This is a genomic window from Streptomyces sp. CB01580 (genome assembly GCF_001905795.1).
GTDB lineage: Bacteria > Actinomycetota > Actinomycetes > Streptomycetales > Streptomycetaceae > Streptomyces.
In genome coordinates, this window is the sequence record NZ_LIXJ01000034.1 from 39,975 (window position 1) to 63,645 (window position 23,671).

Annotated in this window: 20 protein-coding genes; 11 read left to right on the forward strand and 9 right to left on the reverse strand. The window is 69.8% G+C overall.

The features are described from left to right. Nucleotides 1-133 precede the first annotated feature (133 nt). The 4 genes from AMK22_RS32470 to AMK22_RS32490 all read left to right on the forward strand — a co-directional run bounded on the left by AMK22_RS32470 (nucleotide 134) and on the right by AMK22_RS32490 (nucleotide 5,495). On the forward strand, nucleotides 134-700 hold the full coding sequence (locus tag AMK22_RS32470; protein ID WP_073790943.1) for an ATP-binding cassette domain-containing protein: 567 nt from the start codon (nucleotides 134-136) through the stop codon (nucleotides 698-700). Next, a complete protein-coding gene (locus AMK22_RS32480) occupies nucleotides 697-2,736 on the forward strand; it encodes an aminotransferase class III-fold pyridoxal phosphate-dependent enzyme (RefSeq protein WP_079186520.1) in 2,040 nt (679 codons plus the stop codon). The genes AMK22_RS32470 and AMK22_RS32480 overlap by 4 nt, the downstream gene beginning before the upstream one ends. A 403-nt stretch (nucleotides 2,737-3,139) precedes the next feature. Continuing rightward, nucleotides 3,140-4,459: an esterase/lipase family protein gene (locus AMK22_RS32485; protein ID WP_242434244.1), complete on the forward strand. Its 1,320-nt coding sequence runs from the start codon at nucleotides 3,140-3,142 to the stop codon at nucleotides 4,457-4,459. Between the two features lie 10 nt (nucleotides 4,460-4,469). Beyond that, on the forward strand, nucleotides 4,470-5,495 hold the full coding sequence (locus AMK22_RS32490) for an alpha/beta fold hydrolase (protein WP_073790946.1): 1,026 nt from the start codon (nucleotides 4,470-4,472) through the stop codon (nucleotides 5,493-5,495). 1,028 nt (nucleotides 5,496-6,523) lie between these two features. Here AMK22_RS32490 and AMK22_RS32495 read toward each other — a convergent pair. From AMK22_RS32495 to AMK22_RS32525, 6 genes are all read right to left on the reverse strand, one after another. Continuing rightward, nucleotides 6,524-7,120: a hypothetical protein gene (locus tag AMK22_RS32495; protein WP_073790948.1), complete on the reverse strand. Its 597-nt coding sequence runs from the start codon at nucleotides 7,118-7,120 to the stop codon at nucleotides 6,524-6,526. Continuing rightward, nucleotides 7,117-8,427, reverse strand: a complete 1,311-nt coding sequence (locus AMK22_RS32500) for a hypothetical protein (RefSeq protein WP_073790950.1) — start codon at nucleotides 8,425-8,427, stop codon at nucleotides 7,117-7,119. Before AMK22_RS32500 ends, AMK22_RS32495 begins: the two co-directional genes overlap by 4 nt. Then, the gene (locus AMK22_RS32505; protein WP_073790951.1) at nucleotides 8,424-9,218 is read right to left on the reverse strand and encodes an ABC transporter ATP-binding protein; all 795 of its coding nucleotides are present in this window, start codon (nucleotides 9,216-9,218) and stop codon (nucleotides 8,424-8,426) included. Before AMK22_RS32505 ends, AMK22_RS32500 begins: the two co-directional genes overlap by 4 nt. 24 nt (nucleotides 9,219-9,242) lie before the next feature. Further along, a complete protein-coding gene (locus AMK22_RS32510; RefSeq protein WP_073790953.1) occupies nucleotides 9,243-10,043 on the reverse strand; it encodes a hypothetical protein in 801 nt (266 codons plus the stop codon). Then, complete coding sequence (locus AMK22_RS32515) at nucleotides 10,040-10,579, reverse strand: RNA polymerase sigma factor (protein ID WP_242434245.1); 540 nt, start codon at nucleotides 10,577-10,579, stop codon at nucleotides 10,040-10,042. The genes AMK22_RS32510 and AMK22_RS32515 overlap by 4 nt, the downstream gene beginning before the upstream one ends. 526 nt (nucleotides 10,580-11,105) lie before the next feature. Further along, on the reverse strand, nucleotides 11,106-12,227 hold the full coding sequence (locus tag AMK22_RS32525) for a PP2C family protein-serine/threonine phosphatase (protein ID WP_073790958.1): 1,122 nt from the start codon (nucleotides 12,225-12,227) through the stop codon (nucleotides 11,106-11,108). An 840-nt stretch (nucleotides 12,228-13,067) separates the two neighbouring features. On the opposite strand from AMK22_RS32525, the gene kdpF reads away from it, so the two are divergent. Genes kdpF through kdpC form a run of 4 tightly spaced genes read left to right on the forward strand, consistent with a single transcriptional unit; the run spans nucleotide 13,068 to nucleotide 17,708 of the window. Beyond that, nucleotides 13,068-13,157 (forward strand): K(+)-transporting ATPase subunit F, encoded by a 90-nt coding sequence (gene kdpF / locus AMK22_RS38825; RefSeq protein WP_073790959.1) that lies wholly within the window; start codon nucleotides 13,068-13,070, stop codon nucleotides 13,155-13,157. Between the two features lie 10 nt (nucleotides 13,158-13,167). After that, nucleotides 13,168-14,832 (forward strand): potassium-transporting ATPase subunit KdpA, encoded by a 1,665-nt coding sequence (gene kdpA / locus AMK22_RS32535; protein WP_073790961.1) that lies wholly within the window; start codon nucleotides 13,168-13,170, stop codon nucleotides 14,830-14,832. Then, nucleotides 14,832-16,961, forward strand: a complete 2,130-nt coding sequence (gene kdpB / locus AMK22_RS32540; RefSeq protein ID WP_073790962.1) for a potassium-transporting ATPase subunit KdpB — start codon at nucleotides 14,832-14,834, stop codon at nucleotides 16,959-16,961. The genes kdpA and kdpB overlap by 1 nt, the downstream gene beginning before the upstream one ends. A gap of 30 nt (nucleotides 16,962-16,991) precedes the next feature. Further along, nucleotides 16,992-17,708 carry a potassium-transporting ATPase subunit KdpC gene (gene kdpC, locus AMK22_RS32545; protein ID WP_079186522.1) on the forward strand — a complete coding sequence of 239 codons (717 nt, stop codon included), beginning with the start codon at nucleotides 16,992-16,994 and terminating at the stop codon, nucleotides 17,706-17,708. A gap of 30 nt (nucleotides 17,709-17,738) precedes the next feature. Here kdpC and AMK22_RS32550 read toward each other — a convergent pair whose 3' ends face one another. Next, on the reverse strand, nucleotides 17,739-18,008 hold the full coding sequence (locus AMK22_RS32550; protein WP_073790964.1) for a helix-turn-helix domain-containing protein: 270 nt from the start codon (nucleotides 18,006-18,008) through the stop codon (nucleotides 17,739-17,741). A gap of 210 nt (nucleotides 18,009-18,218) precedes the next feature. On the opposite strand from AMK22_RS32550, the gene AMK22_RS32555 reads away from it, so the two are divergent. Continuing rightward, the gene (locus AMK22_RS32555; RefSeq protein ID WP_073790984.1) at nucleotides 18,219-19,598 is read left to right on the forward strand and encodes an FtsW/RodA/SpoVE family cell cycle protein; all 1,380 of its coding nucleotides are present in this window, start codon (nucleotides 18,219-18,221) and stop codon (nucleotides 19,596-19,598) included. Nucleotides 19,599-19,665: 67 nt separating this feature from the next. Here the strand turns inward: AMK22_RS32555 and AMK22_RS32560 are convergent, their stop codons facing one another. Then, a complete protein-coding gene (locus AMK22_RS32560; RefSeq protein WP_073790966.1) occupies nucleotides 19,666-20,874 on the reverse strand; it encodes a cytochrome P450 in 1,209 nt (402 codons plus the stop codon). Between the two features lie 729 nt (nucleotides 20,875-21,603). Here AMK22_RS32560 and AMK22_RS40280 point away from each other — a divergent pair. Together AMK22_RS40280 and AMK22_RS32570 are read left to right on the forward strand one after the other, a co-directional pair. Next, on the forward strand, nucleotides 21,604-21,789 hold the full coding sequence (locus tag AMK22_RS40280) for a hypothetical protein (protein ID WP_073790967.1): 186 nt from the start codon (nucleotides 21,604-21,606) through the stop codon (nucleotides 21,787-21,789). 248 nt (nucleotides 21,790-22,037) lie between these two features. Then, on the forward strand, nucleotides 22,038-22,445 hold the full coding sequence (locus AMK22_RS32570) for a nuclear transport factor 2 family protein (protein ID WP_073790969.1): 408 nt from the start codon (nucleotides 22,038-22,040) through the stop codon (nucleotides 22,443-22,445). A 282-nt stretch (nucleotides 22,446-22,727) separates the two neighbouring features. Here the strand turns inward: AMK22_RS32570 and AMK22_RS32575 are convergent, their stop codons facing one another. After that, nucleotides 22,728-23,414 (reverse strand): DUF4328 domain-containing protein, encoded by a 687-nt coding sequence (locus AMK22_RS32575; RefSeq protein WP_073790970.1) that lies wholly within the window; start codon nucleotides 23,412-23,414, stop codon nucleotides 22,728-22,730. Nucleotides 23,415-23,671 lie beyond the last annotated feature (257 nt).

Sequence of the window (23,671 nt, forward strand, 5' to 3'; positions counted from 1 at the left end):
GGGGCGGCGGGCCGGGCTGTGCCGCAGCCACCCGGTGCACCGGAACCGGGCGCGCCGCAGCCCTGTCGTCGAGGCCGGCTGCTGCGCCGCTCCGTCATCGGACTGCTCGTGGTCGCGGCGGTGTCCGGCGGCGTTGTGGTGGTCGGACGGCGCACTGGAGCGTCCCACGGCAGGCCGGATCAGCCTGGACGGGCACGATCTGGCGGGTCTGCGCGAGCGGCAGGTGGCCGCGCTGCGAGCCCACCGCATCGGCTTCGTCTTCCAGCAGTTCTTCCTGCTGGCGGGGCTGAGCTGCGTGGAGAATGTGGCCACCGGGCTGCTGTACACGGGCGCGAGCGCCCGCGTGCGGCGCAGGCGCGCGGTGGAGGTGCTGCGGCGGGTCGGGCTCGGGCACCGCTTGGACCACCGCCCGGAACAGTTGTCGGGCGGGGAGAAGCAGCGAGTGGCGATCGCCCGCGCGGTTGCCGGGCGTCCTGCGCTCCTGCTGGCGGACGAGCCGACCGGGGCGCTGGACAGCGCGTCCGGCGCGGCCGTCGTCGATCTGCTGCGGGAACTGAACGTGGACGGCACGACGGTGGTGGTCATCACCCACGACCGGGAACTGGCGGCGTCGTTTCCACGGCGCGTGGGCATCCAGGACGGGCGGATCGCGTTCGACGAGCGCGGCGCCGCGGCGGCGACCGGGGGCGGTGCCCGGTGAACCTCCACGCCCACACCCACATCCGCGGTGACTCCGGCGGCAGGCTGCCCCGTTCGGTCCGGCTGCGAGCGTCCGACCTGTTGCGGCTGGGCCTGCTGGGGCCACGCACCCGTCGGCTGCGCTCGGTGCTGTCAGCGCTCGGCATCGCCCTGGGCATCGCCGCAGTCGTCGCGGTCACCGGTATCTCGGCGTCCAACCAGGCGCATCTGCTGGACCGCCTGGACCGACTCGGCAGCAACCTGATCACGGTGGCGCCTGGAAAGGACGCCTCCCAGCGGCTCGTGCCGCTGCCCCCACAGGCGCCGGTGATGCTGGGCAACATCGCCCCGGTGCAGAAGGTCACCGCCACCGGCGCGACCAAGGCGTCCGTCTACCGCAACGACCTGGTACCGGACGGCCAGACCAACAGTCTGACCGTGCTGTCCGCAAGCCTGGACCTGCTGGACGCACTGCACGCCACGCTGCGCGCCGGTCGTTGGCTCGACACCGCCTCGCAGAACCTGCCCGTGGTGGTGCTCGGCGACGCCGCCGCCAGACGGCTGGGCGTCGCCGGCCCCGGGGAGCGGGGTGAGGACATCGCCCGCATCCCCTCCGGAACCGCCCTCCACATCGCGCTGAGCACCGCCGACGGCCCTGCCGTGCCTCGCCTGGTCCGGCCCGAACACTCCGCCGGCTGGCTCGCGCTCACCGCCGACCCCACCCCGCTTCTCGGGCTCCCGGCCGACTCCGACGGTACGGGCGAGAGGGACCTGCTCGACCGGCGTGACGCCGTGTTCGCGACCGTGCAGGAGCACTACTACGCCAGCCCTCCCCGTATCGAACGTGGCTGGCGCCACCACCTCTTGTCCACCGACGGCCGCTCGTACCTCGACATCGTCAACAACGTCACCCCGCTGGGCCACGCCCACCCCCGCGTCGAACAGGCGGTCTCCCGGCAACTGCGACGGCTCAACACCAACTCGCGGTTCCACTACGCCTCGGTGGTGGAGTTCACCGAACGCCTCGCCGCCCTCCTCCCCCAGCCCCTGGACACGGTGTTCCTGGTCAACTCCGGTTCCGAGGCGGTGGATCTGGGCCTCCGACTGGCCATCGGCGCCACCGGGCAGCACGACATCGTCGCACTGCGCGAGGCGTACCACGGCTGGACGTATGCCTCCGACGCGGTTTCCACCTCGCTGCAGGACAACCCGAACGCCCTGGCCACCCGCCCGGGCTGGGTCCACACCGTGGATTCCCCCAACTCCTATCGCGGCCGGCACCGCGGGGCGGATGCCGTGCACTACGGGCCTGAGGCCGTCGCGGTGATCGACGAACTGGCCGCCTCGGGCCGCCCGGCAGGAGCGTTCATCGGCGAGACCTTCTACGGCAACGCCGGAGGAGTCGCCCTGCCCGACGGCTATCTCGCCCAGGTGTACGCGGCCGTCCGCCGTCACGGTGGCCTGGCCGTCGCCGATGAGGTCCAGGTCGGCTACGGCCGTCTGGGACACTGGTTCTGGGGCTTCGAACAGCAACAGGTCGTCCCCGACATCGTCTGTGTCGCCAAGGCCATGGGCAACGGACACCCCCTCGGCGCCGTCATCACCTCCAAGTCGGTCGCCGACCGGTACCGCGAACAGGGCTACTTCTTCTCCTCCACCGGCGGCAGCCCGGTCTCCAGCACCGTGGGCCTCACCGTCCTGGACACCCTGCGCGACGAGGACCTCCAGGGCAACGCGGTACGCGTCGGCAGCCATCTGAAGAGCCGGCTCGAAGCACTGGCCGACCGCTACGACATCATCGGCGCCGTCCACGGATCAGGCCTCTACCTCGGCCTCGAACTCGTCCGCGACCGTGTCAGCCTGGAACCCGCCACCGAAGAGACCGCCGAACTCTGCGACCGCATGCTCGACCTGGGCGTCGTCGTCCAACCCACGGGGGACCACCTCAACATCCTGAAAATCAAGCCGCCCCTGTGCATCGACACCACCGCGGCCGACTTCTTCGCCGACATGCTCGACCTGGCCCTCGTCCAACTCGGCCATGGCCGCACCGGCTGACACCGGGTGACACCGGGCTCAACGTCGGCGCTTCACAATGCGGCGCCGAGGCGATGCTCGGTCCACCGGCCGACGACCCCGCCGGGCCACCACCCTCGACCCCGTACATCGCCACCCTCTTCCTTCCCGTCGAGCCCGCTCGCCCGATCGGCAAAGGCACTCACGCTGCTCCCTCCCCCGTCCCTTGCCCGACGCGATGGATGTCGCGGGCCCCGTTCGGGCTTCGGCCTGTGATGAAGTCCCTGGCCACCGGCTGTGAAGTCCCCGACCATGTGCGTCCTTTCCTTTGTGTGGCACGCCCACATGCCCCGTCGGCCACCGGTCCGCCTAGCGTGTGCACACCCGGTGCCGGGACGGCATCGGGCGGACGCGCCATGGGTGCATGAACGGGAAAGGCCGGGACATGGCTGACAGACGGAGTCCGGGGCGCCGATGGCGACTGCGCGCCGCCCGGGCCATGGCGGTGGTGGGGGTCGTCGCGGCGGCCGTGGTGGCACCACACGCCACCGCGAGCGGCGCGACGGCGGGCGCCTCCTCCGCGCCACCCTCGTATCTCACCCTTGAGGCGAGTCACGGAGCCGGCACCGTCACCAACGGCTGGGACCGTGTCGAGCGCTATCTCGACACGACCGGCGGATTTGTCACCGAGGGCTACCCGTCGGACGGCCGCGGTGATCAGGACGGCAAGCGCGTCACGTACTTCGGCGGTGTGTCTCGCCCCTCCTCTGGCAGGTTCCTGCTCTACTCGGCTCCCGGCTGGAACACCGGCGGCCGCACCACGCCCGTCCTCCTCGTGCACGGCGCGAACGACACTGCGGACCGCGCCTGGGCCAACCCGGGGGAAGCCGGCGGCTACGGCTGCGGTGCCATGTCCTGTCCGTCCACCGGGCTGATGCAGTACCTCTCCGAGCGCGGTCACCGTGTCTTCGCTGTCGGCTTCGCGCACAAGCAGGGCGACAACCTCATGCAGGCACAGATCGTGGGCGACGCGATCGCCGTCATCAAGGCGAAGCTGGGCGTCGACAAGGTGGACCTGGTCGGCTGGAGCAAGGGCGAGATGTCGACCCGAGCGTACGTGTCGTCCGTGAAGCCGAGCTGGGGGCGGGCCTATGCCGGTGATGTACGCAAGCTCATCACGGTCGGTGGCCCGAACGGCGGCTACGACTACCCCTACGCGCACGGCTGGGCTCATGACTTCTCCATCTGGCCGGAGTGCGGAGGCAAGGTCAACGCCCCCTCCCCGCACTCGCACATGACGTGCTACGGGCAGTACACGGCCCACCCGGAGTTCTCGATGACACCGTCCGGCGGTTACGACAACTACCCCGGGCAGCGGCAGATGCTGGCCCGCTGGGACGGTGTGTACGGAGTCGACGGTGCCGCTCAGGACTGGTACACGACCTACTACGGCGGCCAGGGCTTCTACACAGCCGGCGGTGGCATCCAGGCCGCGATCGGCGCCGGTTCACTTGTCAAGCCGCTGCACGATGCCGGGGTGCCGGCCTCGATCACGACGTATCTGCTGGCCGGCGGCTCCGCGGACGTCATCGGCATCTTCAACGAGAACCGCGGGCCCAGCGACGGTGTCGTCTTCATCGACAGCGCGCTCGACACCACCGGCATTCCCACAATCGGCGGAAGGCAGACCATCCTCGGCGCCAACCACCTCGAACTGGGATGGAACTCCTCAGCCGCCGCCCAGATCGCCACCTGGCTGTCCTGAAGGACCCCATATGAACACGCTCCGCCCCCGCCGCATCGCCACCGGCCGACTGACCCAGCAGATCACCGAAGCAAGAGACGAGGGCGAAGCCGTCCTCTTCGTCCACGGCAACGTCTCCTCCTCCACGTTCTGGCACCCCACCCTGAGCGGGCTGCCGGACCGCTACCGCCCCATCGCCGTCGACCTGCGCGGCTTCGGCGGCACCGACCCGCTGCCCGTCGACGCCACACGGGGCCTGCGGGACTACGCCGACGACCTCGCCGCGCTGCTCACGGCCCTCCAGGTCGACCGGGTACATCTGGTCGGCTGGTCCATGGGCGGCGGCGTGGTCATGCAGTATCTGCGCGACCACCCGGCCCAGGTACGTTCCCTGACCCTGGTCAACCCGGTCTCCCCCTACGGCTTCGGCGGTACGCAGGGAGTGGACGGAACCCTCAACTCCGCGGACGGAGCCGGATCGGGCGGCGGCACGGCCAACCCCGAGTTCGTGCGGCTGCTCACCCAGGGCGACCGCAGCGAGGACTCCACGTTCTCGCCGCGATCCGTCCTGGCTGCCTGCTACGTCAAACCGCCGCTGCGCCCCGAACACGAGGACGCCTACGTCGAGTCCATGCTCACCACGCGCACCGGCGACGACCACTACCCGGGCGACAGCGAGGAATCCACCAACTGGCCCGGGACAGCGCCCGGCACACGCGGCGTGCTCAACTGCCTCGCCCCGACCCACTTCCGCATCGACGACCTTCACCTGATCGGCCACAAGCCGCCGGTGCTGTGGATACGGGGTGAGGACGACGTCATTGTCTCGGACACCTCGATGTTCGACCTGGCGCACCTGGGCGCGATCGGCGCCGTGCCGGGATGGGACGGCACACCGGCGCAGCCGATGGTGGCGCAGACGCGTCACGTCCTGGATCGTTACGCGGCGGCGGGCGGCACGGTGCGGGAGGTCGCCGTGGCCGACGCCGGGCACGCGGTCCACCTCGAACGTCCCAAGGAATTCCGTGAGGCACTGCTGGAGGTCCTGTCGGCATGACGGTGTGCGGTAGCCGGCGGCGTCGTTGACCGGCGCTGTGATCCAGCCGTCGTCGATGCTTTTGGTGATCTTGTCGCGGATGCTGCGGATGGGGCGGCGGCCTTGTGCGGGTACGCCGGTGGCGGTGGCGATGGAGCGGATGACCCGTCTCCCTGGGCAGTCCTCGTTGTACTGCCCAGGGAAGATGGCCGGCCGTGACGGGAGTGGGGAAGCAGACCATTGGTTTGCCGACCGCGACGGGCCGCGACCATACGGTCTGCTCGGCGAGGTGGCGCAGCATGTGCATGAACTGGATGGTGGAGGCGCTGGTGATCCGGTGGCCTGCGGGATGCCAACGGCTGCCGTCGTCCTGGGGCGGAAGCTCGGACGCGGACTGGACGTCGTCGACACCAAGATCATGGCAGGCGCTCGGCGTACTGTCGTATGCGGGAGAGCGGCAAGTGAACTCGTAGCGCCAGGTGCCGCCCGGATGCGGGGCATGTGCCTCGGCGAGGCGCGCGGTCGGCACCGCGACCATGTAGTCCGTGCCGATGGCGCTGAGGAGTTCGCGCGGAGTACTGCCAAGCGTCGCTGCCACGGGCCGGCTGCACGCTGGATGGCCAGGATCCTGACCGGATCCGGCAATGAGCCACCGGGGCCGGCCGCGCGCACCACCCCTACGCCGTGCGCGGGCACGGGCGGCCCCGTCAGATCGACCCGTTCCGGGGCGGGCATCGGGGCGGTCAGCGCCCGCTGCAGATCCTCGATGCGCGCCCCACACTCCGTCAGCCGCCTTTCAGATGCACTACCTCCGCCGGCTCCCGCCCGTGCCGCTCACACGGCGCGGTGGGTGACAGCCCGGAGTTGTGGGGGCGACGAGCAGCACATCGCCACGGGTGCGGGCGCCCTCCCCCTCCCCCAGGTCGCGCGATGGATCCCCCGGACCGCGGCACCTGGACGCCCTCTCGTCACCCCCTTCAGCAGATGGTGACTCCGGTAACGGCACCGGCCGCCCCTGAGACCAGCCGAGGCCGTCAAGGCCCGTCCGCTCAGACGTTCTCCGACGACGTTCGGGGGCGTGGGCCTCGGCTCACGTAGACGGCGGCTCCGGCGACGGCGAGCACTGCTGCGACCACGGCCGCGGGCCGGCTGCCGGGCGCCTGCGCCTGCCAGGTCAGCGCCTCCCCCGCGGTGCCCGTACCCGAGAACACCGCCGCGCCGAGCGTCCACCCGAGAGGCACGAACCACGACCGATCGGCACCGACCGTGGCTGCACCCAGGGCGGTCAGGCCCAGTAGGCCGGCCGTGTCGCGGATGACAGATCCGAACGGCCCGAATCGTGTGCCGGTGAGCAGCGTGGCCAGCAGGAGCAGGAGTACGCATCCCAGGGCCGTGGCCAGGTGGGACATCCGCAGCCACGCCCACGGCCTCGCCGCCGTGCGGTCCAGGGTGTCGTCGGGGCCGCCGAGCGTGGCGGTGACGACGGCCACGAGGAGAAGCACCGTCAGGACGAGCACGGTGCTGCTCACCTCGCCCTTGTCGCCGAAGGCTGCCGCCAGCAGCCACGCGATGGCCATACCCGCGACTGCCGCAGCGAGCGCCGCCGGCACCCGGCGCGAGCGGGCGTAGAGCGTCAGCCCTCTCATCGCACGCTCCGGGTCAGGAGGTCGGTGGTGTCCTGGCACTTCTGGGCGGCCTGGTGGACGGCGGTCACCCGGGCGTCGGCCTCGGCCCGCGGCAGTGCCTTCAGGCCCTTCCAGAGCTTTTCGGCCTCCGGGTCCTCGAATTCGAGGCCATCGGGACCAACGGTCGGCTCCCGGTCGACCAGCCAGTAGGCCGCAGCGGTGGCCACCTGGAAGTTCCGGGTGTCTCCGCAGCTGAGAGGGCCGGTGAACACTTCGGTGAGCATCGCCGGTTCGAGCCGACCCGGGTGGGCGAGGCGACCGTGCTTGTCGACCGTGATCGTCATCAGCGCGGTGTCGACCCGCGACCTCGGTGAGGTGGGAGGAAAGAACGTGGTGGTGTCCTCGTGTGCCGCGACGACCGGTGTTTTCGACAGGAGTTCCAACGCGTGCCGGGCCTTGGGTGCCACCTCGGGCAGCAACCCTTCGTGCGCCCGGCTGACGCAGACCCGCGGAGTGTCGCCGGTGCACACCAGTTCCTGGGCGACCGGGTCGAGCGTTCCCTGGTCGTAGGCATCGCCGGTCGGCACGACCAGGGCCGTGGCCGTTGCCCCGACTGCCAGCGGCAACAGTGCGGTGAACGCGAACCTACGGTTCTGGACGACGAAGAGCACCACACCGGCCATCGCGACCGCGACCATCCAGAGTGCCTGGGCGGCGCTGACCCCGCCGCTGACGGTGTCGTAGTCGCTGAACATGCTCATCCCCATCGCCGGGGAGAACGCCGCCGTGACTCCACCGTCCGGAAGGGCGTGGGGCGCGAGGATCAGCAGCGCGAAGCCGATCACGGCCAGCGCGGGTGCGGTGGCGAGCGCCGGCACCAGGCGTCCGACGGCCAGCCCGAGCCAGACCGAGGCGATCATCGCGACCAGCCCGACGGCCACGACGACAAACGCGGCCGGCGGAAGGTAATGCGCCGTGTCGGCGATCCGTGGTGCCGCCGCGAGGAGCGTGACCAGGTACGCGACGAGCACCGCCAGCCCGGTCGTGACCAGAATCGGCACGATGTGCTGCGGTCGCGGGCGGGGCACGCTGGTGAACAGCTCGGCGACGTTCGCCCGGTGCTCGCGGTAGGACTGCCAGGCGCCGGCGGCCATCGCAAGGGGCGAGAGAACCGCGAGGTATTCACGCTGCGTCCTGGCCAACGCCATCCACCCGGTGGACCATCGCCCCACAGTGGCGTGGAGCACGATCGTGCCGACGACGGCGATCAGGAGCGCGGCGCCGAGAGCGGCCGACCGCCGGAGTTCGATGCCGAGGATGCGGTTCATGCGTTACTCCGGTGCTGACGCAGGAGTGCGGAGTAGCCGCGCTCCGCCGGGCTGTCGCCCGCGTCGCCCTGCCCGCCGCGGGCGATCAGGTCGTCGGGGGTGCTCTGGAAGAGGAGTCGGCCTTCGTGCATGAGGATGACGTCGGTGCAGGCGGCGACGACGTCCTCGACGAGGTGGGTGGAGACCAGCACACAGCTGTCGGCGCCGAGGTCACGCAGCAGGTCGCGGAAGTCGAGACGCTGTTCGGGATCGAGTCCGACGGTGGGCTCGTCGAGCAGCAGCAGCTCGGGGTCGTTCACGATGGCCTGCGCGATGCCGGCCCGGCGCAGCATGCCGCCGGACAGCGCCTTCATCCTGGTGTCGGCCTTGGCGGTGAGACCTACTCGATCGATCGCGCGTTGCACGGCGTCGGGTACCGCGCTTCTGGGCATTTCCTTGAGCCAGGCCATGTACTCGACGAACTCGCGGACGGTGAACCGCGGGTAGAAGCCGAACTGCTGCGGCAGATATCCCAGTCCGCGACGCACCTCGCGCAGGTCGGCGCGGCCGTCGACCCGCGCGCCGAGCAGCGTCAACGAGCCGCCGGCGGGCTTGATGACGGTGGACAGCGCGCGCATCAACGTGGTCTTGCCGGCGCCGTTCGGTCCGAGCACACCGTGCACGCCGGCCTTCAGCGCCAGGTCGAGGCCGTCGACGGCCAGGTGGCGGCCGGCCCGGACACGCAGTTCTTCGGCGTGGACGGGAAAGGGATGAAGGGTAGGGGTCGTTTCGGCAGCACTCACCGCTCGCATGGGGTCTCTCCTCTTGATGAAGGGTCAGTTGCCGCTGGTCAGGCGGTGGAAGTGAGGGGCAGCGAGCAGGGTGCCCATGGCAAGGGCCACGGTGGTCACCGCCCAGACAGCGGTGCTCTCCGGCTGCAGTACCGGGGACAGGGATTGGGCCGCCACGCTCGGCAGCAGGACGGCCGTGGACCACGCTGCTCCGAGTCCGATGGCCGCGCGCCGCACGCCGATGAAGGCGCCGAGCACGAGGGTGGCCGCAGTGAACGCCAGGCACGGCAGCAGGGTCAGGGCCAGTGAGGTTCCGGTGCTCACACCCCCTGCCAGCAACGCCGGAAGCACGACGACGAGCACCGCGAACGTGCGCCGCAGCACCATGGCCAGGCCGGCCGCGGGTGTGGTGGCGATCAGCTCCCAGACCGGGTCGATCCGCCGGCTCCAGGCCACCGCGACGCCGGGCAGCGGAGCCATCGGGGCCAGCAGCAGCACGAGCGAAGGCAGGCTCGGCTCGACGGCGTTGAGGAGCACGCCGCAGCCCAGCACCGCGACGGTCACCGCGAGCCAGGGCAGCAGCGTCCGGGCGAGCCAGCGTCGGTTCACGGCCGCTGCTCGTGTGCGTTGCCGGGCCGGAGGCGGGCTCGTCCCGATCGCCTGGTCGAGCGAGATGGCGACACGGTCGAGCAGATCCGCCGTGGCTGGGGCGGCGTTTGCGGCGAGTTGCTCACGGCAGTCCGCGCACGCGTCGAGATGGACCTCGATGGACCAGAGTACGGCGCCGTCGAATCCGCGCCCGCCGTCCCCGTAACGGGCCAGCATCAGGGGGGTGGGATGAGTCATGAGAGCGCCTCCCGCAGCGCGATCCGGGCCCGCCGCGCGCGGGTCTTCACCGTGCCCTCCGGGATGCTGAGCAGCACCGCCGTCTGCCGGACCGACAGGTCGTCGAGCACCATCGCCTGCAGCACCTGGCGCAACTCCGTTGGCAGCCGCAGCAGCGCCTGTTCGACGTTCTGGTCGACGCGGTTCGCCATCACCTCGTCCTCGGCGGCCGGCACGGTCGTCTCGACCAGGGCAATGGTCGGCACCCGCTCGTGCCGGGCTCGTCGGCGGAACGCATCGACGAGACGGTTCGCGGCGATCGTCCAGAGCCAGCCGACCGCACTGCCCTCGGTCACGGAGCCTGCGTAGCTGCCGGCTGCCCGCCAGACCGCCAGATAGGTCTCCTGGAGCACTTCGGCGATGACGTCGTCGTCCGCGCAGCGACGACGGAGCCGCACCGCCAGCCAGGGCGAGGTACGCCGGTACAACTCGTCGAACGCCACCCGGTCACCGCAGGCGATGCGACGCACGAGCTCTGCCTCGTCGGGGTCTGCCACGCTTTTCACGATCAGGGAGACGATGCGACCGTCGATTCAGGTTCTCGGGCGGTTCGGCTCTACCGAGAGCGACGTCGCTGGGCGGTCGCTGGGCGGGGCGACGGTGGCGGGGGCGGAGGCTGTGCCGATCCCGCCCGTCCCCAGGGCGGCGAGGGTGGCGTCGCGGTTCTCCCACAGGGACTGAAGGGACCGGGCTACGTCATTGGCGGGCCGGGTGGTGCCGGCGGAGGTGAGTGCGGACTCGCTGACGAGACAGAGGTCGAACACGCCGCGGCGGCCCGCACCCCTCCCGGCCTTCCACCATGGCTCGGACCGGCCCACAGGGCCGGCGCGGCAGGGTGAGGCGCTGCGGCTGGACCCCGTCATGCAGGCGCGGGTCGACGCCTCACCCCACTACGAGTCGTTCGCACTGCCGACAGGAACACCTGCGCGGGGCGCGGTCGCGGTATGCGGCCATGTCTCTGGCGTGCGGGAGGGGCGGTTCCGCAGGTGACGGTCGATTGCGTGGTGTGTGCCGTGAAAGCGCTCAGCGGTACGGTGACCGTCGGACGGCCAGGACCGCCACGTCGTCATGCTGACCTCCCTCCCCGGCGAACGCGCGCGCGTCGTCGTAGAGGGCACGGGGCAGGTCGGTGGGGGAGAGATCAGTACGCATGGCGAGGCGTTCGACGAGGGGGTAGAACGTGCCGTCGGCAGCACGGGTCTCGGTAAGCCCGTCTGTGGTCAGCAGCAGCGTCGCGCCGGGTGGGAAGGCGAACCAGTCGACGGTCGCGGGTTCGACGGCGAGTTCGGCGAGTCCGAGAGGGACGCCGGATGCGACGGCTGGTGTGGTGACGGTGGCATCGTGCAACACCTGCGGGAGAATATGCCCGCAGTTGATGACTTGCACCTCTTCGTGCGAGTCAATGTTGACGATGAGCACTGTGACGAACCGTTCGTCGTCACCGGTCTGTGCGGCGTAGGAGTTGTGCCGTACAACAGAGGCATCGAGAGCATCGGCGAGTGCGGTCAGGGTGGGTTCTCGGTGGGCCGTCGCACGGAAGGCGCCGACGACGGCGAAAGCGGCGCCGACCGCAGGCAGGCCCTTGCCCTGGACATCGCCGATCAGAACCCTGGTTCCCCACGGAGAGACGACGACATCGTAGATGTCACCGCCAATGAGCCGGTCCTCCTGTACGGGTTCGTACGCTCCGTCCACCAGGACGTCGTCGGTGAGGATGGGAAGAGGGCGCAGGATGTGGCGCTGCATCGCGGCGGCGGTGGAGCGCAGTCGCAGTGTCTCGTGCTCGCGGCGGATCCGACGGTGGCAGGCGTAGACGGACGCTGCGCCCAGGGCGAGGGTGAGCAGCATCATGAGGATCCTGTCGAGCCAAGGCCGCCCGTCACCGTGCCGAACCAGCATGGTGACGATGACCACAAGTGCGGTCCACGCCGACACGAACTTCGTCTGGCGTACGGTGCACAGCGCTGATGCCGCCCCCGGCAGGAATACGAGGAGCCCGAGAAGCCACACCGGGGACTCGGACAGGGCACCGAGAACCATCACCAAAGCCGTCACCGACACCGCACCGATCAGTACTTCGACGTCGCGCGGTGGTTCGACGGCTTGGAGGGGACGAGCGAAACTCTTCGGATGCTTACGGGGCACGGGACCTCCCGGGCAGATGATGCACTCTCCGTACGGTAAGCAGGTCCGGTCGTCCGGCGAGCCGCGCCCCGCCGGACGACGACGTCCCTGCGTCCTGTCCGGCGCTGTAGTCAGACGGCGCGGCCCGTGCACTCGTCCTGTGGTTCCCGGAGCCCCGGATGGCTGGGCCGGTCCGAGAGGGCCGACTCGATCGGGCCGGCGGTTCTGCCGTTTCTGTCCGGGGCCGGGTACGCCGGGTGTGCCTCGCACGCCCTGGGGACGCTCTGCGGCGGGGCGCTGTGGGCGTCACCGTGGCACGTTCGCATGTGCTTGTGGGCCGAGCCGTCTACGGTGCCGAGCTGCGCAAGCTTCTGTCCCCCAACCCGCGTCACGATCCGGGTGGTGGACGGACACCCGGCCTCACCGCGGAGTCGTTGACCGCGTCCGCGTCCCGGTGGCCGCCGGCCGACCGTGCCGAAAAGTCCGGCGCTGCGGCTGTCGCGTGACATGGCCGAGGCCATGGGCGGGACTCCGGAAACGGCCACCGACGAGTCCGTCTTCTCGGTGACGCTCACCCTCCCGAGCTCTGCGCCGACAGGCGCCGCCCCGGGCGGCCGCTGAAAGCAACGGCGCTTGCCTGTGGCGTTCACTCCATCGGGCCGCAGAGTGACGGAGCAGTCTCGACACTGGCTGATATAGCGTCAGAAACAGCAAGGAATCTGCCCCGAGCGGGCTGGACCGATGTCCATGCCCCTGACCGCGCCACGGGGGTGCCTCGCGTATGTCGGACATCGCCTACGTCGGCCTGACAGTCGTGCTGTTCGCCCTCCTCGGCCTGGTCACCAAGGGAGTGGGACGCCTGTGAGCGTGGACGACACCGTCGGGCTGGTGGTCGCCGCATGTCTGGTGATCTACCTGGTCCTCTGCCTGATCTTTCCCGAGAAGTTCTAGGGGAAGACGGATGGACGACACTCTCGCCGGCTGGCTCCAGGTGATCGCCCTGGTGGTGGCGCTCGGGCTGTCATTCCGCCCTTTGGGCGACTACATGGCTCACGTTCTGACAGGCGAGCGCCACTGGCGAGCAGAACGCCTGATCTACCGGGCAGGCGGTGTGAACGGCGATGTCGACCAGCGGTGGTCTGTCTACCTGCGCAGTATGCTCGCCTTCGCCGCGGTGTCGGTGCTGTTCCTGTACGCGTTCCTGCGCCTGCAGAACCATTTCCTTCTCTCCCTCGGCATGAAGCCGTTCAGCCCGGACCTGTCGTTCAACACCGCTGCATCCTTCGTCACGAACACCAACTGGCAGTCCTATTCGGGCGAGTCGACGATGGGGCATCTGGTGCAGATGGCGGGTCTGGCGGTGCAGAACTTTGTCTCCGCCGCCGTGGGCATCGCCGTCGTGGCCGCGCTGATCCGGGGCTTCGCCAGAAGGCAGACGGATCGCGTCGGGAATTTCTGGGTGGACGTGACCCGGATCGTGCTGCGTGTTCTGCTCCCCGTCGCCTTCGTTTTCGCGATCGTTCTGGTGGCCGCCGGCGTCAGCCAGAACTTCCACGGCGCCCACGACATCGCCACCATTACGGGTGGCCACCAGACGCTGACCGGCGGCCCGGTCGCTTCCCAAGAGGCCATCAAGGAGCTGGGCACCAACGGCGGCGGCTTCTACAACGCGAATTCCGCGCACCCCTTCGAGAACCCCAACGCCCTGACCAACCTGATCGAGAACTATCTGCTGCTGGTGATCTCGTTCTCGCTGCCACGAACCTTCGGGGCGATGGTCGGCGACCACCGCCAGGGTTACGCGATCGTTGCCGTGATGGCGGTGATCTGGGCCGCCTCGGTCGCCATCGTGACCGTCAATGAGCTGCACAGCGTCAGCAGCACGGCCGGCCACGCGGCCGGAGCGTCGATGGAGGGCAAGGAGACACGGTTCGGGATCTGGGCCTCGGCGCTGTTTGCGGTGTCCACCACCCTCACGTCCTGCGGGGCGGTCAACTCGTCTCACGACTCGTACACGCCGGGCGGCGGCGGCATGACGATCTTCAACATGATGCTGGGAGAGGTCGCGCCGGGCGGTACGGGGTCCGGCCTCTACGGGATCCTGATCCTGGCGGTCGTCGCGGTCTTCGTCGCCGGGCTGATGGTCGGCCGCACACCCGAGTACCTGGGCAAGAAGCTGCGCGGCAGGGAGATGAAGTTCGCCTCCCTGTACATCCTGACCACGCCCGCCCTGGTGCTCGTGGGTGCGGGACTGGCCATGGCGTTCCCCGGCGAGCGGGCGGCCATGCTCAACACCGGTGCCCATGGCTTCTCGGAGGTCCTGTACGCGTTCACGTCGGCGGCGAACAACAACGGCTCGGCGTTCGCCGGCCTGAGTGCGAACACGGTCTGGTACAACACGGTCCTCGGAGCGATCATGATCCTCGGCCGGTTCCTGCCGATGGTGTTCGTCCTGGCACTGGCGGGCTCCCTCGCCGAGCAGCGGCCCGTTCCGGTCACCGGGGGCACTCTCCCCACCCATCGGCCGCAGTTCGTCGGGCTGTTGACCGGTGTGATCCTCATCGTCGTCGGTCTGACGTATTTCCCGGCACTCGCACTGGGTCCCCTCGCGGAGGGTCTGCACTGATGTCCACCACCACCGTTTCCACTCCCACCCCACCGGGCGCCGGCCACCAACCGCACCGGGTCTCCGGCGGACTGCTCGACCCGAAGCAACTACTGCGGTCCCTCCCCGACGCCTTCCGCAAGCTGGATCCACGCCTCATGGTCCGCAACCCCGTGATGTTCGTGGTGGAGGTCGGCGCGGTTCTGACCACGCTGTCGGCCGTCGGAACGCCCAGCGTCTTCGCCTGGGTGATCACGGCATGGCTGTGGCTGACGACCGTCTTCGCCAATCTGGCCGAGGCCGTGGCGGAAGGCCGCGGCAAGGCACAGGCGGAGACCCTGCGCCGTACCAGGACCACCGTGACGGCGCGGCGGCTGATCGGCTGGCGGCCCGGCGCAACCGACACCGTGGAGGAGGAAGTACCGGGCCTCGGCCTCCGGCTCGGGGACCAGGTGGTCGTCGAGGCCGGACAGATCATCCCGGGCGACGGCGATGTGGTCGAGGGCATCGCGAGCGTCGACGAATCGGCCATCACCGGCGAGTCCGCTCCCGTGATTCGCGAGTCGGGCGGTGACCGGTCGGCGGTCACCGGCGGCACGAAAGTCCTCTCGGACCGGATCATCGTGAAGATCACCTCGAAGCCGGGAGAAACCTTCATCGACCGGATGATCGCCCTGGTGGAGGGAGCGGCCCGGCAGAAGACACCGAACGAGATCGCGCTCAACATCCTGCTCGTGTCCCTCACGATCATCTTCCTGATCGCCGTGGTGACCCTGCAGCCCTTCGCCGTCTTCGCGGGTGCCGAACAGTCCATCGTCATTCTCGCCGCTCTCGTCGTGGCCCTCATCCCCACCACGATCGGCGCACTGCTCTCGGCCATCGGCATTGCCGGCATGGACCGGCTCGTCCAGCGCAATGTCCTGGCGATGTCCGGTCGTGCCGTGGAGGCCGCCGGTGACGTCAACACGTTGCTGCTCGACAAGACCGGCACCATCACCCTGGGCAACCGCCAAGCAGCAGAATTCCTGCCGGTGCACGGGGTGGGCGTCGAGGAACTCGCCGACGCCGCCCAGCTGTCCTCGATCGCGGACGAGACACCCGAGGGCCGGTCGGTCGTCGTCCTCGCCAAGCAGCGGTATGCGCTACGCGCCCGCGGTGCGGGAGAACTGGACCGGGCCGCGTTCGTCCCGTTCACCGCCCAGAGCCGCATGAGCGGCGTCGACCTCGACGACTCGGGAGAGAGCCGCTCACTGCGTAAAGGAGCGGCGACCGCGGTGATGCGCTGGATCCGCGACAACGGTGGGCATCCGACCGCCGATGTCGGACATCTCGTCGACGGCGTCTCCGCGAGCGGGGGAACCCCGCTGGTCGTGGGCCAGGTGACACGGCACGGCGCCCAGCGGACCGCCCGCGTGCTGGGCGTCATCCACCTCAAGGACATTGTCAAGGAAGGCATGCGGGAACGCTTCGACGAACTGCGGCGCATGGGCATCCGGACCGTCATGATCACGGGTGACAACCCACTCACCGCGCGCGCCATCGCCCAGGAAGCGGGCGTCGACGACTTCCTCGCCGAAGCCACGCCCGAGGACAAGATGGCCCTCATCAGGCGTGAACAAGAGGGAGGCAAGCTCGTCGCGATGACGGGGGACGGCACCAACGACGCCCCGGCGCTGGCCCAGGCGGACGTCGGCGTGGCCATGAACACCGGAACCTCGGCCGCGAAGGAGGCCGGGAACATGGTGGACCTGGACTCCAACCCGACGAAGCTGATCGAGATCGTGGAGATCGGCAAGCAGCTGCTCATCACCCGCGGCGCGCTGACGACGTTCTCCATCGCCAACGACGTCGCGAAGTACTTCGCGATCATCCCGGCGATGTTCGCGGCGGTCTACCCGGGCCTGGACAAGCTCAACATCATGCGCCTGCACAGCCCGACATCGGCGATCGTCTCCGCGATCGTTTTCAACGCGCTGATCATCATCGCGTTGATCCCGCTCGCGCTGCGTGGCGTGCGCTACCGCCCGTCCTCCGCGGCCGAGCTGCTCAGCCGCAACATCTGGATGTACGGGCTCGGCGGGCTCGTCCTGCCCTTCGTCGGCATCAAACTGCTCGACCTCGTCGTCCAGTTCGTCCCCGGCCTGCGCTGACGGCCGACCGACGAGAGGAGAAGGCCGTCCATGGCACCGACCGTCCTGCCCGCCGTGCTCCGCCACCATCTGGCGGCCCTGCGGATGCTGCTCGTGTTCACCGTGATCACGGGCGTGGCGTATCCACTGCTCGTCACCGGCATCGCCCAGACCGGCCTGGCCCACCAGGCCAACGGCTCCCTCATGACCAGCAACGGCAAAGCGGTGGCCTCCAGCCTGATCGGCCAGAACTTCACCCTGCCGAAGAAGAACCCCCACGACCCGAACGAGGCACCGCGACCCGACCCCGCATGGTTCCAGCCCCGTCCCTCCGCCGGCGGTTACGATCCGACGAACTCCGGTGCCTCCAACCTCGGTCCGAACAGCACGAAACTGATCGCGGACATCCGGGCGCGCCGGGCCGCCGTCGCCGCCTTCGACGGTGTCTCCCCCGCGTCCGTCCCGGCGGACGCGGTCACGGCCAGTGGCTCGGGCCTCGACCCGGCGATCTCCCCGGCGTACGCGTACGAACAGGCCGACCGCGTCGCGAAGGCCCGCCACCTCGCCGCAGCACGGGTCAGGAGCCTGGTCACCCAGCACGTCCGGGGGCGGGATCTGGGCTTCCTGGGGCAGCAACGCGTCAACGTCGTCGAGCTCAACCATGCCCTGACCCGGCTCGGCCACCGAGCAGCCGTCTCTGGCACGTTCCCGGCTGCGGAGCAGGACCGTCGACTGCCGCTCGCACACGGCATCCGCTCCGTGCGATGAACTCGACCTGCTGCGGGTCAGGAGCCGAGGTCATGCTGTGCCTCCGGACGGCCCGGTGGCGGAGGCCGGCTGCCCGAGGCAGCGATGAAGCGAGGTCCTGGGGATTCCGGTTTTCGCGGCGATCTGTCCGAGGCTGGTGCCCTGTTGCTTCAGCAGCCTGGCGTACCCGATCTTGTCGCCGGTGTGGGCGATGGGGCGGCCGATACGGCGACCGGCGGCCTCGGCGACGGCGCGGGCGTGGGGTGCGAGCCGGTCGGATTGCGCGAATGTGCAACTGCCGGAGCTCGTGATGCGTCTCATCCGACGCGGGGCTCGGAGTGAGCCGGCCGGACAGTCGGGGCGGCGGTGCTGTGGACACCGCTCCCGATCACGGCCTGGCCGGGAATGAGGCCAGTGAAAGGGTGCCGACAGGAATGGGCTTCGATCGATTGTAAAGGGAGCACTGTGCGGGGAGTGACGACCACGGCCCGGCCGCCGTCCGCGTCCGACGGGCACGAGGCCGAGCACACCATGTCCATCGAGGCGTTCGCTGTGACGCCGAACCGGCGGCGCATCGAGGCGTGGCTGCTCGGCTTCGTCGTGGTGATCACGGTGGGTGGCTACGCCTGTACCGAGCTGTCCATGCGGGGGCACGTTTCCACGGGATTCCTCGGCTTCGGCGCGAGCGTGCTGCTGCTCGCTCTCGTCGCGCACATCGCGGTACGGCTGTGGGCGCCGCGCGCCGATCCGCTGATCCTGCCGATCGCGCTGCTGTTGACCGGCCTGGGCCTGGTGTTGCTGCACCGCCTGGACATCACCTACGCGGCCAAGCCCTACCTGCGCATCGACCAGGCCGGCAGCGGGCAGTTGATGTGGACCGTGATCGGCTTGGCGGTATGCGTGGGCGTCCTGCTGCTACTGCGCGACTACCGTTGGCTCCAGCGCTACTTGTACGTGATGATGGCAGCCGCGCTGGTGCTGCTGATGGCTCCGGCGTTCTTCGGGGCCGACCAGTTCGGCGCCAAGCGGTGGATCACGTTGGGGCCGCTGTCGATGCAGCCCGGCGAGTTCGTGAAGATCATGATCGCGGTGTTCTTCGCGGGCTATCTCACCGTCAACCGCGACGCGCTGGCCCTCACTGGACGCCGGGTGCTGGGTGTGCGGCTACCCCCCGGGCGGCAGATGGGACCCATCGTCACCATCTGGATCATCAGCCTCCTGGTGCTGATCTTCGAGCGGGACCTCGGTACGTCGCTGATCTTCTTCGGCCTCTTCGTGATCATGCTGTACCTGGCCACCGAGCGGACCAGCTGGGTGGTGTGCGGCCTGCTCATGGCCGTCGTCGGCGCCGCAGTCGTGGGCTCGATGGAACCTCACGTCCACGGGCGGGTGGTGGCCTGGCTGCACCCCATGGACGCCTTCACCGCCAAGGGCCAGCAGGCAGGCATGTCCGACCAGTTGGCCCAGGCCCTGTTCAGCTTCGGCAGCGGAGGCATCACCGGAACCGGCCTCGGCCAGGGTCACCCGGAGCTGATCGGCTTCGCCGGCAACAGCGACTTCATTCTCACTTCCGTCGGCGAGGAACTGGGCCTGGCCGGAGTCATGGCGGTGCTGCTGCTGTACGCCCTGCTCGCCGAGCGCGGCCTGCGCACCGGTGTGGTCGCCCGCGACCCGTTCGGCAAGCTCTTGGCCGTGGGCCTGGCCGGCGCTCTGCTGTTGCAGGTCTTCGTCGTGGCCGGGGGCGTCATGGGCCTGATCCCGCTCACCGGCAAGGCTCTGCCGTTCCTCGCCAAGGGCGGCTCGTCCATGGTTGCCAACTGGCTCATGATCGCCCTGCTCATCCGCATCAGCGACAGCGCACAGCGCCGCCGCGAACCACAGGGCGCACGGACGCCCGCGCCCCGTCGGTAGCTCCCCTGCGCGGTCCCAGCTGCCGAGCCGGCCGAGGGCAGTCACGATGGTGATGCATGCGACCGGGTCACCAGCTGACGGGTAGCTTGTTCACGCCGTAGACCATGTCCGTGCGATAGGTGACCTCGGCGAACGGGACGACGAGCCGCAGCCCGGGGAGGCGGCGGAAGAGGGTCGGCAGGGTGGTCTGGAGTTCCGCCCGGGCCAGTGATTGGCCCAGGCACTGGTGGGCCCCGAAGCTGAAGGCCAGGTGGTGGCGGGCGTCGCGGGTGATGTCGAGGCGGTCGCCGTCCGGGAACGGCCCGGCATCGCGGTTGGCGGTGGAGAGCATCAACAGGACCCCCTCGCCTGCCCGGATCAGGGTGCCGTCGAGGTCGATGTCCTCCACCGCCACCCGGGGTACGCCGAGATGCACGATGCTCAGGTATCGCAGCAGTTCCTCAACCGCTCCCTTCGTCAGCTCCGGTTCGGTGAGCAGGAGTTCGGCCTGTTCGGGGTTGCGCAGCAGGGCAAGGGCGCCGAGCCCGGTCATCTCGGCGGTGGTCTCCTGGCCGGCGGTCAGCAGGAGTCGCCCCATCGAGGCGACCTCTTCGACGGAGATGTCCTCGCGCGCGGCGAGATGGCCGAGCACGCTCTCGTCGGGGGAGCGCCGTTTGTGCTGGGCGACGTCGGTCAGGTACCCGGTCAACGCGCTGATGGACGCGCGCAGCGTCTCGGTGTCCGAGTCGATGTCGGCCAGGACGCGGCTGTGTGTCCGGAAGAAGGCGTGATCCTGGTGGGGCAGACCGAGCAGGCGGCAGATGACCTGCAAGGACACCGGCACCGCGAAGGCGGTGACCAGGTCGGTCGGCCCGCCCTCGTCGATCATCCGGTCGAGCGCCTCGTCCACCACCCGCTGGATCTGCGGCCGCATCGCCTCGACCCGCCTGACGATGAAGTCGCCGGTGAGCATGTGTCTCTGGCGGGCGTGCTCGAGATCGTCCAACCGGATGAAGGACGGGGCGGAGCGGTTCACCAGCTCGCGCCGCCCCCGGGAGAGGAGGGGGAACCCGTCCACCCGGACGTCGGCACTCAGGCGTCGGTCGCTGAGCATGGATCTCACTTGCGGGTAGCCGGTCACCAGCCAGCAGGTGGAACCGTCCCACAGACGCGCCCGGGCCACCGGCTCGGTACGCAGGGCGTGCTGGTAGGCGGGCGGCGGGTCGAAGGGGCACGCGGCGGCGCGTGCGGCGGGGAAGTCGAGAGTCCGGTCGGTGCCGGCGGCTTCGGAGGTCATGCGACGGTACTCCTTGACGAACGGATCACGCGGTAGGGATCTACGCGGGGCGCTCCCCCAGTCCGGCAGAGGCGGAAGTGTGGCGGGGACGGCCCTGGACCGCTCCTCGCGGTGGGGCGTGGGCCCGACGGGCTCGTCTTCCAGCGCGGTGATGACGCCTGCCGGACATGGGCCCCGGAACGGAGCGCGGGCCGGGCGGTTCTGGAAGAGCGAGTCCGGGCCGTCGTCCCCGCTCCGGTCGAAGAAGGCCGGGGCGGCAAGCGCACACCGGCCGGTACCGCGGCAGCGGTCCCGAGCGGTGGTCACCTTCACCCTGGATCCCTCGATGGAAGAAGCGGGAGCGGATGGCCCCCGGTGTCCCACTATCCACGGCAGGAATCGCCTGGTCGCGGAGGCTGAGGTCGTCCGGTGACCCGGCTCCCTCGTATGGATGCCCCTCCTCCGGTCGGCGACCCAGACCTCTTACGGCCCGGACCTCGCCGAGAAGTACGGGTGGATCAACCGCGCCCTGCCCGACGAGGAACTCGACACCTATGTCGACGACCACAGGTGTGCTCGGGAGCCTCGACCTCACCGACGCGATTCTCCTCGGCTTCTCGACGCGGGCCGGCGAACTCGCCCGCCACATGCACGGATACGGACGCGTCCGTGTCGCCGACTCGCCTTCCAGGCCCCCCTCGAACCGTTCCTCGTGCACCGCGAGGGCGACCCGCAGGGCGTGCCCGGTCCGTGCTCGACGGCATCGTTCACGCCGCGCAGACTGACCGGTATGCGCGGTTCACCGCCCTCTACGGGAAGTTCTACAATCCGGACGTGAACCTGGGCGAACGCATCAGCCAGGAGGTGGTCACCGCCCATCGGAGCACGGCGACGCGCTCGGCCCCGGTCGTCGCCCACGTCGTGGTGCCGGCCTGATTCGAAGACTTCCGTGCGGACACCGCAGCGGTACGGGAGAACGGCGAGCCGGTCCTGCTTCCGCACGAGACCGCGGACCGCGTCCTGCCGGTCGACGCGACCGGCGGGCGCTTCAAGGACGCCGTCCCAGCCGCAGAAATACGTCGGGATCGACGGCGCACCGCACGGACTGCTGTGGACGCGCGTGACGAAGTCGGCCACGCACTGCTCGGTTTCATCAAACACTGAACAGCGGAGGAGAGATGCCCATGAACCAGGAATTCGATCTGAAGGCCGTGCTCACCGAACTGCTCTACGGAGACGAAGCGACCGAGCCGCTCGAAGACACCCTGGACAGGTTGCTCACGCCGGATTTCGTGCAGCGCATCAATGGCCGTGTGCACCAGCGGTCCGAATTCGCCGCGCATGTGCGCGAGATGCGAGCGCAGGTCGCCGACGGCGGAGGACTGCGCACGCTGCAACTGATCGGCACGGACAGCATGGCGGCCGGCCGGTTCCTGTTCCGCACGGTCTCGTCAAAAGGGGCGGAGCTGACCTTCGAGACCCATCTCTTCGCCCGCGTCAGCGGCGGCAGGGCCGAGTCCTTCGTGGAGGTCGCCCGGCAGGTCGCCCCCGACGACGACAAGGACCTGCTGACCGAGGATTCTCTGTCCTGAGCGCCGGACGGATCTCAAAACTGTTGTAAAGAACGGGAGTTGCCCTCAGCCGTCCTCGGCATTCGCCGATCGGGCGTCGGGCGCACCGCGCCGAGCAGGTCGCGTTGCGAAGCGGTCGGGGTCGGCGAGACGTGCCGATCAACGGTCCGCCGACCTTCCCAAGGGCCGTTCCATGCCTCGTTCATTCTCGTCGGCGTGATCGCCCCCGTCGGCTCGGCCGCCCTCGGCGGGGGTCTTCGGTGCGGGCCCAACCCGGCGCCCCGGATCGGCCGGAGCACCGGATCAGAGCCGTGCCGCAGGGCTTTCGTCGTGCCGTCCTGCCGCATCCATGCGTTCCTGCTGCACCGCAGTGAGTGCACGGACGACGACGATGCCTGCCACGGCTGCGCCCACGACGGCTGCGTCGACCATCACCAGGAACCGCACGTCCGTGTAGGCACGCTGGATGAGGTCGTCCGTGGAGCCGGTGCACATCAGCCCCACTCCGCTCAGCATCCCGGCCAGCCACAGCCCCCACCACCAGTTCACGGCCCGCGGCAGCGGCTCGCCCGGGGCGCTCTTGCAGTGGACGTCCGCGACGATCCTGCGGGGCACCCACAGGTTCATGACGGGGACGATCCAGCCCGCGTAGACCCATGGCCGGGCGTAGCTCGGCGCCTGGCCCGAAAGGGCACGCGCGTTGTCCCTCATGCGCAACAGCCAGACGAGGAAGGCGACGGCGCACAGCAGCGTGGCCGCGTCCCCCAGGTCGCTGACGACGTGGTAGGCGTCCTCCAGCCCGGTCAGCGGGCGGTGCCGGCCGTCGCCCTGGTCCGGCGGCCCGGAAGACGGCACCCCCGCCGTGGCAAGCCGGACCTGCCACACGGCCCGCGCGACCCAGGCGGCGCCGGCGAGGGCCAAACCGGCGACCGCGCAACGCGCCGCTCCCCGGACCGGACGCAGAGCGGGTTTCGTGCTGTCATCGTTCACCCGGCCATCCTGACCTACGGCAAGCCCCTGATGCCAGGCCGCGATCGCTTCACCGGTCTCGACTAGTGCCGTGACCGGCAAGGTTTGCCCGGAAGGAGCGGCGTCCGGTGCGTGCGATCGCAAGGCGGCCGAAAGCCCTCGTAGCGGGCTACGTGGGCTTTCGGCCAACGCCGCGAGCGTGCGTGCCGGGCGGTGCGGCGCTGCTCAGGCACCGGGCGCCGGGCGGAATCCCGCGGTAGCACCGGGTACGCCCTCGC